This window comes from Klenkia sp. PcliD-1-E (genome assembly GCF_024124375.1).
Taxonomy (GTDB): domain Bacteria; phylum Actinomycetota; class Actinomycetes; order Mycobacteriales; family Geodermatophilaceae; genus Klenkia.
Map to the genome: position 1 here is coordinate 1 of NZ_JAMXRZ010000140.1, position 9,647 is coordinate 9,647.

Sequence of the window (9,647 nt, forward strand, 5' to 3'; positions counted from 1 at the left end):
CGGCCGCGTCGGCGGCCGCCTGCGCCGTGGCCGACCTGTCCCGGGCCCTCCCCGTCGCCTCGCGCACCCAGCGGGCCACCGGGACGTCGCCGGGGTCGACGGCCAGGTCCTCGGGGAGGTCCTCCCCGACCACCTGCGCGACCCGGGCCAGCAGGGCGCCGAGTGCGGCGTGCGCCGCGTCGAGCCGGCGGTCGGCGGCGCGGCGCTCCTCGGCGAGCCAGTCCTCGGCGCGGGCGAAGCGGTCGACGTCGAACAGGGTGCGGAGGAGGCGGCTGCGGTCCTCGGGTTCGGCACGCAGGAAGCGCGCGAAGTCCCCCTGCGGCAGCAGGACCACCTGGCAGAACTGCTCCGCGGACAGGCCCAGCCGGGTGCGCAGGTGCTCGGACCCCTCGTCGATGCGGGTGCTCACCGGTTCCCACCCGCCGTCGGTGAGCCGCTGCACGTGCAGCAGGGCCTGCTCGGTGGTGGTGCCGGTGCCGCGCTTCTTGGGCCGCACCTGCTCCGGCCGGCGGGTGATGCGCAGCCGCTCCCCGCCGAGGGTGACCTCGCACCGGACCTCGGTGCGGACGTCGGGGGCGGCGTGGTCGCTGCGCAGCCGCTTCTCCTGACCGCGCGGGCCCGGCACGGTGCCGTAGAGGGCGAACACGACGGCGTCGAGCAGGGTGGTCTTCCCCGCGCCGGTGGGGCCCCACAGCAGGAACAGGCCGTCCCGGCCGACCTCGTCGAGGTCGACCTCGACGGTGCCCGCGAAGGGGCCGAAGGCGCTGATGGTCAGTGCGTGCACCCTCATCGCGCGCTCACCTCGCGCTCACCTCGCGGCCTCCTCGCGGTCGGCGGCGGCCAGCGCGCGGGCCAGCAGCTCGCGCTCGGCCGCGCTGGGCCCGGCGCCCCCGCGGACGTGCTGCACGAACTCCGCGGTCACCGCCAGGTCGTCGCGGCCGCGCAGCCGGTCGGTGTAGGTGCGGGGCCCGCCCGTCGGTGCGGCGCCGGACCACTCCAGGTGCACGCAGTGCGGGAACCGGGCCCGCAGCCGGCGCATGGCGTCGGTCGGGCGGACCGGGTCGGTGAGGCGGGCCGAGACGAAGTCGTCGACGAGCGCCTCGTGCACGGGGTCGGCCAGCAGCTCCGCCAGCTCGCCGGTGACGACGCTCAACCGGCGGGGAGCGGGCAACGGCACCCCCCGGACGCCGGCCAGCCCCCCGGCGTCCAGGTCGACCAGCCACACCTGCTTGCGCTGCCCGGCCTCCCCGAAGGAGTAGGGCAGCGGTGAGCCGCTGTAGCGCAGCCGCGGGGTGAGGGTCTGCGGCCGGTGCAGGTGACCCAGCGCCACGTAGTCGACGCCGTCGAACACCGACGGGCTGACCAGGTCGACGCCGCCGACGGCGATGTCGCGCTCGCTCTCGGTGGGCAGCCCGCCCCCGACGAAGGCGTGCGCCAGCACCACCGACCGGGCACCGGGCCGGAAATACAGGTCGGCCCGCACCTTGTCCATGGCCGCGGACAGCACGGCCTGGTGGGACCGGGCGAGGTCACCGCCGAGCTCGTGCCGGGCGACCTCGGGCTCGAGGAAGGGCAGGCCGTACACAGCGACCTCGCCCTGGGCGTCGGTGAGCAGCACCGGCTCGTCGAGGGAGGCGGTGGTGGCGCGGACGTGGACGCCGGAGACGGCCAGCAGGCCCGACGCGAAACCGAGGCGGCGGGCGGAGTCGTGGTTGCCCGGCGTCAGCACCACCGCTGCGCCTGCCGCCCGCAGCCGGGACAGCACGCGGTCGAGGACACCGGTGGCCTCGGCGGAGGGCACCGCCCGGTCGTAGACGTCGCCGGCGACCAGCACGACGTCGACCTGCTCGGCGCGGACCACGTCGGCCAGGCCGGACAGCACGGCCTCCTGCTCGGCGAGCAGGTCGGTCCCGTGCAGGGACCGGCCCACGTGCCAGTCGGAGGTGTGCAGCAACCGCATGCCCACGACGCTAGGCGCACCCTCCGACAGAAGGGGGCCGCACCGGTCAGGCGCGCACCGCGGGGACCGGCGGGAGCGGCGCCCGCGGCGCGGACAGCCGGTGGTCGAGCGCGACCGGGTGGGGGATCCGGATCGCCGCGAGCTGCTCGGTGGGGCGCTCCACCGGGCGGGTCGGGGCCGGGCGGCGGCGCACGGCCGCGACCAGGTACCGCCGGGCGGGCTCCTCCACCAGGTGGTGCAGACCGACGGCGAGCAGCGCCGACCCGGCCAGGATCCCCGGGACCGCGAGCACCAGGCCCGGGTGGAGGGTGCCGAGGTCGGCGGGCGAGGTCCACCACAGGCTCAGCACGGCCTCGATGACCGTGAAGTGCACCAGGTAGAGGCAGTAGGAGACGCGGCCCGCGTACTGCATCGAGCCGCTGGACAACCAGCGGGCCGGGCCCCGGGCGGTCAGCGCCAGGCCGGCGACGAGGAGCGGGAAGAGGACGACGACCACCCCGTAGTGGTCGGTCGGGGTCGGCGACGGCCCCTCGGACCAGGTGAGCCACGCCGCCCACGCGGCACCGGCGGCGATGCCCCCGACGGCCGACCAGGTGAGGACCAGGCCCACCTGGTCGCCCCGCCGCCACCCCTGCGCCCGGCGAACGGCGAGGGCGGTCAGCATGCCGGCGGTGAAGCCGCAGGCCAGACGCGCCAGCCAGTTCTGCTCCGAGTCGGGGACGCCCTGCTCGAAGGCCAGGACCGCGCGGGGCGCCAGCGCCGCGACGGCGCCGACCAGCAGCACGGCCGCGGGCAGCCGGCGCAGCAGGCCGGCGGCCAGCACGAGGAGGGGGAAGGCGAGGTAGGCGGCCCACTCGGCGCTGACCGACCACCCGGGCGGCACGAAGCTGGCCCCGCCGAGCTCGGCGTGGCCCCACTGCTGGGTCATCGTCAGCTGGCGCATCAGCTCCGGCAGACCGGACGCGGGGTGCGCGGAGACGACGTCCGCGTCGGCGCCGCGGGACCGCATCACCCACAGCCAGGCGCCCGCCACGGCTGTGACGGCCGCCCAGGCAGGCCAGACGCGGGCGAAGCGGTTCCAGACGAACAGGCCGACCCGACGGGGGGTCGGCCGGCCCAGCTCGTCCAGGTAGTTCCAGGTGAGCACGAAACCGCTGAGCACGAAGAACAGCTCCACGCCGGTCCAGCCGGCGCCGATCACCGGCCGCAGGAGAGGGAGCTGGTCCAGGTAGGGGCCGGCGACGATCTGCAGGTGCAGCAGGACCACCCAGAGGGCGGCGACGGCGCGCAGCCCCGTCAGCGCCGGGACCGGCCCGGGTCGGGCCGGGCGGGTGTCCTGGGTGCCCCGAGGCAGACCGTTCCGTCTCACGTCGATCACGCTAGACACCCCAACCATGAGCGGAGCGTCACGGACTCGACCAAATCGTGTCGACTTGTCGGCAGGAATGGCCATCCGGGGGACGTGCGCGGGAACGCCGGGCGTCAGCGCCCGGGCTGCACCGGCCCGGTGTCGCCCCGGTAGTACTGCCCGAGGTACCCGGCGCTCTCCTGGGCCCGCCGGTCGGCGTCCTCCTCGACGACGTGGTTGAGCAGCTGCTGCACCGCGTCGGAGTCCGGGATGGCCGACCAGACGGTGGCGCCGCTCTCCCCCGGCGTCTCGATGGTCACGGTGCCGGAGTTGATGATCCGGTCCCACAGCGTCTGCCGGTAGGACACGTCGGTGATCCGGGACAGGCCGATGTCCCGGCCGGTGCGGGACAGGATGCCGACCCGGTACAGCACCCGGTGCGTGGTGATCACGTAGTGCGTCGTCCGCCAGCGCAGCAGCGGGACGGTGACGAAGACCACGGCCAGCACCAGGACGAGCGCGGTGATCAGCAGGCGGTAGACGCCCTGGTTCGACCCCTCCGGGATCAGCGCCGCCCCGAACGAGCCCCCGCCCACCAGCACCAGGAAGACGACGACCGGCCAGAAGACGGTCAGCCAGTGCGGGTGCAGGTGCCGCACGACCTCCTCGTCGTCGGCGAGCAGCTTGTCGGGGTAGGCCACGGGCCCAGGATGGCCGACCGCCGACCGCCCGTCACGCCTCCGGCGCGCGGGGCCGCACGTGTCGCACGTCGCCGGCGGCCAGGTCGTACCGGCCGTCCGGGGTGCGGACGACGAGCCGGCCGTCCCAGTCCACCGCCTCGGCGACGCCGTCCAGCGTCGACCCGTCGGGCAGGGTCACGGTGACCTCGGCGCCGATCGTGGAGCACCACGCCAGGTAGTCCGCCGCCAGCCCCGAGGACACCGGGTCCCCTGCGTGCGCCACCCATGTGCGGTAGCGCTCCTCGAGGGCGCGCAGGTAGGCCAGCAGCACCGGCGCCCGGTCGACGGGGCGGCCGGCGACCAGCCCCAGCGACGTCCCGGTGGCGGGCAGCTCGTCCTCGGTCGTGGACACGTTCAGCCCGACGCCGACCACGACGGCCCCGTCGGCGACCTCGGCGAGGATGCCGGCCAGTTTGCGGCCGTCGGGGGCCAGCAGGTCGTTGGGCCACTTCAGCGAGGTCCGCGCCGTACCGGACAGCGACTCGGCCAGCGCGACGCCGGTGAGCATGGACAGCCAGCCGCGCCGGGCCACCGGGACGTCGGGTCGCAGCAGGACCGACACCGTCATGCCCGCCCGCGGCGGCGAGGTCCAGGTCCGGTCCAGCCGGCCCCGTCCGGCGACCTGGTGCTCGGCGACGAGCACGAGGCCCTCGGCCTCGCCGTCGGCGGCCCGGGTGGCGAGCGCGGCGTTGGTCGAGCCGATCTGCTCGACCACCTCGACCGAGCGCCACAGGCCCCCGCCCCGCTGCAGGGCTGTGACCAGTGCCACGGCGTCCAGACCGGGCCGGTCCAGGTCCCGGTAGCGCCCCGAGCCGATGTCCGCCATGTCCCCTACGCTACGGCCGGTGCAGCCGGTCCCCGCAGCGGAGCGGGCCGGCCAGAGCGGAGGCTGACGGCCTTGGAGGTCCCCGAGTGAGCGCGGCTGAACTGCAGGACGCCGGCGAGCAGGTCCCCGACGACATCGACGTCCACACCACCGCCGGCAAGCTCGCCGACTTCGCCCGCCGCCAGGAGGAGGCCCTGCACGCGGGGTCGGAGAAGGCGGTGGAGAAGCAGCACGCCGCGGGCAAGATGACCGCCCGCGAGCGCGTGGACGCCCTGCTGGACGAGGGCTCGTTCACCGAGTTCGACGAGTTCGCCCGGCACCGGTCCACCAACTTCGGCCTGGAGAACAAGCGCCCCTTCGGCGACGGCGTGGTCACCGGCTACGGCACCGTCGACGGCCGCCCGGTCGCGGTGTTCAGCCAGGACGTCACCAGCTTCGGCGGCAGCCTCGGCGAGGTGTACGGCGAGAAGATCGTCAAGGTGCTCGACTTCGCCGTCACCAACGGCTGCCCGGTGGTCGGCATCAACGAGGGCGGTGGCGCGCGCATCCAGGAGGGCGTGGTCTCCCTGGGCCTGTACGGGGAGATCTTCCGGCGCAACGTGCACGCCTCGGGCGTCGTCCCGCAGATCTCGCTGATCATGGGTGCCAACGCCGGCGGGCACGTGTACTCCCCCGCGCTGACCGACTTCGTCGTCATGGTGGACCAGACCAGCCAGATGTTCATCACCGGCCCCGACGTGGTGAAGACCGTCACCGGTGAGGACGTCACGCTGGAGGAGCTGGGCGGGGCCCGCACGCACAACACGAAGTCCGGCGTCGCGCACTACCTCGGTTCCGACGAGGCCGACGCGATCGACTACGTGAAGACGCTGCTGTCCTACCTGCCGGCCAACAACCTCGACCCGCTGCCGGCCCTGGAGGTCCCGCAGGTCGACGTCTCCGTCGAGGGCGTGACCGACACCGACCGCGAGCTGGACACCTTCGTCCCGGACTCGGCGAACAGCCCCTACGACATGCACACCGTGGTCGAGCACGTGCTCGACGACGGTGAGTTCCTCGAGGTGCAGGAGCTGTGGGCGCCCAACATCCTCGTCGGCTTCGGCCGCGTCGAGGGCCGCCCCGTCGGCGTGGTGGCCAACCAGCCCACCCAGTTCGCCGGCACCCTGGACATCGACGCCAGCGAGAAGGCCGCCCGCTTCGTGCGCACCTGCGACGCCTTCAACATCCCGGTGCTCACCTTCGTCGACGTCCCCGGCTTCCTGCCCGGCACCTCCCAGGAGTGGGACGGCATCATCCGGCGCGGCGCCAAGCTGATCTACGCCTACGCCGAGGCCACCGTCCCGCTGGTCACCGTCATCACCCGCAAGGCCTACGGCGGCGCCTACGACGTGATGGGCTCCAAGCACCTCGGTGCCGACGTCAACCTGGCCTGGCCCACCGCCCAGATCGCCGTCGTCGGCGCCCAGGGCGCGGTCGGGATCCTCTACCGGCGCGAGCTGGCCGCAGCCGAAGACCCCGACGCCCGTCGCGCCGAGCTCATCACCGAGTACGAGGACACCCTCGCCAACCCCTACATCGCCGCCGACCGCGGCTACGTCGACGCGGTCATCCTGCCCTCCCACACCCGGGTGCAGGTCACCAAGGCGCTGCGGGTGCTGGCCAACAAGCGCCAGACCCTGCCCGGCAAGAAGCACGGGAACATCCCGCTGTGACACCGCGACCCTCCGGGCCGCACCGCGGCCAGGCGCCGTCCCCCGACAGCGGAGCCCCCTCGTCGATCGATCGCGGGGACCCTCCGGGCCCCCACTCCTCCCGACCCTTGCTGCGGGTCGTGTCCGGGGCGCCGTCCGACGAGGAGCTGGCGGCGCTCACCGCCGTCGTCGCCGCGCTGTCCCAGCAGGGTCCGCGGCGCCGCCGTCCGGCGCCGGTGGGTGCCTGGGCGTCCCACGCCGACGGTCACCGCCGTCCCCTGCAGCCCGGCCCGGGCGGCTGGCGCGCCTCGGGGCGGTTCGCGTGAGCCGCCGGCTGGTGCTCGGCTCGGCGTCGCCCGCCCGGCTGCAGCTGATGCGGCAGGCGGGGCTGTCCCCCGAGGTCGTGGTGTCCGGGGTCGACGAGACCGCGATCCGGTCGCCGCGGGTGTCCGAGCTGGTCGCGTTGCTGGCCACCGCGAAGGCACAGGCCGTCGCCAAGCAGGAGGACGACGCCCTGGTCATCGGCGCCGACTCCGTGCTGGAGTTCCGCGGCCGACCGCTGGGCAAGCCCACCGACGCCGACGACGCCCGGCTGCGCTGGCGGCGGATGGCCGGCCGCAGCGGGGTGCTGCACACCGGGCAGGCCCTGCTCGACGTGCGCGAGGGCGCCATCACCCGGCGCGACGTCGCCGTGTCGTCGACCACGGTGCACTTCGCCAGTCCCACCGACGCCGAGGTCGACGCCTACGTCGCCACGGGTGAGCCGTTGCAGGTGGCCGGCGCCTTCACCCTCGACGGGCTCGGCGCACCGTTCGTCCGTCGCATCGAGGGCGACCCCACGGCCGTCATCGGGCTGTCGCTCCCGCTGCTGCGGGTGCAGCTCGGCCGGCTGGGGCTCACCATCACCGATTTCTGGGACCGCTGAGCCCGACGGCTCCGGTCCACCGCGCCCACATCGAGGAGGCTGTGCGCAGTGCAGAAGGTCCTGATCGCCAACCGCGGCGAGATCGCCGTCCGGGTCGCCCGCGCCTGCAAGGACGCCGGGCTGACCAGCGTCGCCGTCTACGCCGACCCCGACCGGGACGCCCTGCACGTGCGGGTCGCCGACGAGGCCTTCGCCATCGGCGGGAACACCCCGGGTGAGTCCTACCTGGTGATCGAGAAGATCATCGAGGTGGCCGAGCGGTCGGGGGCGGACACCGTGCACCCCGGCTACGGCTTCCTGTCCGAGAACGCCGACTTCGCCCAGGCCGTCCTCGACGCGGGGCTGACCTGGGTCGGCCCCTCCCCCGCCGCGATCATCGCCCTCGGGGACAAGGTCCAGGCCCGGCACATCGCGGCGAAGGTCGGCGCCCCCCTGGTGCCGGGCACCAAGGACCCCGTCGCGAACGGGCAGGAGGTCGTCGCCTTCGCGCAGGAGCACGGGTTGCCCGTGGCCATCAAGGCCGCCTTCGGCGGTGGCGGCCGCGGCCTCAAGGTCGCCCGCACGATGGAGGAGATCCCCGAGCTGTTCGACTCCGCCGTCCGCGAGGCCGTGTCGGCGTTCGGTCGCGGCGAGTGCTTCGTGGAGAAGTTCCTGGACAAGCCCCGCCACGTCGAGGCCCAGGTGCTCGCCGACACCCACGGCAACGTGGTCGTCGTCGGCACCCGCGACTGCTCGCTGCAGCGGCGCAACCAGAAGCTGGTCGAAGAGGCCCCGGCGCCGTTCCTGACCGACGAGCAGCGGGCCCGCATCCACGCCAGCGCGAAGGACATCGTGCGGGGCGCGGACTACGTGGGCGCGGGCACCGTGGAGTACCTGGTCGGCGCCGACGGCGACATCTCCTTCCTGGAGGTCAACACCCGCCTGCAGGTGGAGCACCCGGTCAGCGAGGAGACCAGCGGCCTGGACCTGGTGCGCCACCAGTTCCGCATCGCCGAGGGTCTGCCGCTGGAGATCACCGAGGACCCCACCCCGCGCGGGCACTCCGTCGAGTTCCGGATCAACGCCGAGGACGCCGGGCGGAACTTCATGCCCGCCCCGGGCCCGGTCACCGCGCTGTCGGTGCCCCAGGGCCCCGGCGTGCGCTGGGACTCCGGCGTCGTCGCCGGCGGCGAGGTCGCCGGCGCGTTCGACTCGATGCTGGCCAAGCTGATCGTCACCGGCGCCACCCGCGCCGAGGCCCTGCAGCGCGCCGCCCGGGCCCTGGACGAACTCGTCGTCGAGGGCATGCCCACGGTCATCCCGTTCCACCGGGCCGTGGTGCGCGACGAGGCGTTCACCTCCGAGCCGTTCACCGTGCACACCCGGTGGATCGAGACCGAGTGGGACAACCAGGTGCAGCCCTACGGCGCCGCCGCCGACACGGACGAGCCCGAGGAGCGGCAGACCGTCGTCGTCGAGGTCGGCGGCCGCCGGCTGGAGGTGTCCCTGCCCGCCGGGTTCGCCGTCGGCGGGGGCGGTGCGCCCGCGGCCGGCGCGAAGGCCAAGCCCCGCAAGCGCGGTGGCGGGTCCGGGAGCGGCGCCGCGTCCGGCGACAGCCTGACGTCCCCCATGCAGGGCACGATCGTCAAGGTGGCCGTGGAGGACGGCGCGACCGTGGCCGCCGGGGACCTGGTCGTCGTCCTCGAGGCGATGAAGATGGAGCAGCCGATCGTCGCCCACAAGGCCGGCACCGTCTCGGGCCTGTCCGCCGAGGTCGGCGCCACCGTCACCAGCGGCGCCGTCCTCTGCACCATCGCCGACGCCGGGTGAGCGGGTCGGCCGGGGCCGCGCCCCGGCCGACCCCTCAGCGCACGACCGCGCCCCCGGCGGGTGTCCACCGGATCGAACCGCGCTGGAAGGGCTGCTCGCACGCCCCGGCGGAGCAGACCTCCGGACCGGTCGGGTAGCCCAGCGCGCCGTTCTCCCAGCCCGATGCGCCCCACCGGTCCCGGATGGCACCGATCACCGGGACGACCGGGGTGCTGGCGCTGCCGTACAGCGAACCCCCCTGGAACCGCTGGAAGCACCCACCGTCGGTCAGCCCGCAGAACGTGTCCGACACCGGGTAGCCCAGGCCACCGGTCTCGTACCCCCGCGCACCCCACGCCGACAGCACCG

Annotated in this window: 10 protein-coding genes; 4 read left to right on the plus strand and 6 right to left on the minus strand. The window is 74.5% G+C overall.

The features are described from left to right. From NH342_RS19935 to NH342_RS19955, 5 genes are all read right to left on the minus strand, one after another. A partial coding sequence (locus tag NH342_RS19935) for an AAA family ATPase (protein ID WP_253017578.1) occupies window positions 1–790 on the minus strand: 790 nt, incomplete at its 3' end. Between the two features lie 18 nt (window positions 791–808). Next, complete coding sequence (locus tag NH342_RS19940) at window positions 809–1,960, minus strand: exonuclease SbcCD subunit D (protein ID WP_253017580.1); 1,152 nt, start codon at window positions 1,958–1,960, stop codon at window positions 809–811. Window positions 1,961–2,006: 46 nt separating this feature from the next. Next, window positions 2,007–3,329 carry an acyltransferase gene (locus NH342_RS19945; RefSeq protein WP_308200715.1) on the minus strand — a complete coding sequence of 441 codons (1,323 nt, stop codon included), beginning with the start codon at window positions 3,327–3,329 and terminating at the stop codon, window positions 2,007–2,009. A gap of 113 nt (window positions 3,330–3,442) precedes the next feature. Beyond that, window positions 3,443–4,009, minus strand: coding sequence for a PH domain-containing protein (locus tag NH342_RS19950; protein ID WP_253017582.1), 567 nt, complete (start codon window positions 4,007–4,009; stop codon window positions 3,443–3,445). 31 nt (window positions 4,010–4,040) lie between these two features. Next, the gene (locus tag NH342_RS19955; RefSeq protein WP_253017584.1) at window positions 4,041–4,874 is read right to left on the minus strand and encodes a biotin--[acetyl-CoA-carboxylase] ligase; all 834 of its coding nucleotides are present in this window, start codon (window positions 4,872–4,874) and stop codon (window positions 4,041–4,043) included. Between the two features lie 86 nt (window positions 4,875–4,960). Here NH342_RS19955 and NH342_RS19960 point away from each other — a divergent pair, with 86 nt between their 5' ends. The 4 genes from NH342_RS19960 to NH342_RS19975 all read left to right on the plus strand — a co-directional run bounded on the left by NH342_RS19960 (window position 4,961) and on the right by NH342_RS19975 (window position 9,299). Then, window positions 4,961–6,586: an acyl-CoA carboxylase subunit beta gene (locus NH342_RS19960; RefSeq protein WP_253017586.1), complete on the plus strand. Its 1,626-nt coding sequence runs from the start codon at window positions 4,961–4,963 to the stop codon at window positions 6,584–6,586. A 107-nt stretch (window positions 6,587–6,693) separates the two neighbouring features. Then, a complete protein-coding gene (locus tag NH342_RS19965; RefSeq protein WP_256480903.1) occupies window positions 6,694–6,891 on the plus strand; it encodes an acyl-CoA carboxylase epsilon subunit in 198 nt (65 codons plus the stop codon). Continuing rightward, window positions 6,888–7,490, plus strand: a complete 603-nt coding sequence (locus NH342_RS19970) for a nucleoside triphosphate pyrophosphatase (protein ID WP_253017590.1) — start codon at window positions 6,888–6,890, stop codon at window positions 7,488–7,490. The genes NH342_RS19965 and NH342_RS19970 overlap by 4 nt, the downstream gene beginning before the upstream one ends. A 48-nt stretch (window positions 7,491–7,538) precedes the next feature. Further along, complete coding sequence (locus NH342_RS19975; protein WP_253017592.1) at window positions 7,539–9,299, plus strand: biotin carboxylase N-terminal domain-containing protein; 1,761 nt, start codon at window positions 7,539–7,541, stop codon at window positions 9,297–9,299. A gap of 34 nt (window positions 9,300–9,333) precedes the next feature. Here NH342_RS19975 and NH342_RS19980 read toward each other — a convergent pair. Beyond that, a partial coding sequence (locus tag NH342_RS19980; RefSeq protein ID WP_374209490.1) for an LGFP repeat-containing protein occupies window positions 9,334–9,647 on the minus strand: 314 nt, incomplete at its 5' end.

Bases quoted from the DNA above. Each gene is read 5' to 3' on its own strand.
- NH342_RS19940 (WP_253017580.1), bottom strand. From the start codon at position 1,960: ATGCGGTTGCTGCACACCTCCGACTGGCACGTGGGCCGGTCCCTGCAC.
- NH342_RS19955 (WP_253017584.1), bottom strand. From the start codon at position 4,874: ATGGCGGACATCGGCTCGGGGCGCTACCGGGACCTGGACCGGCCCGGT.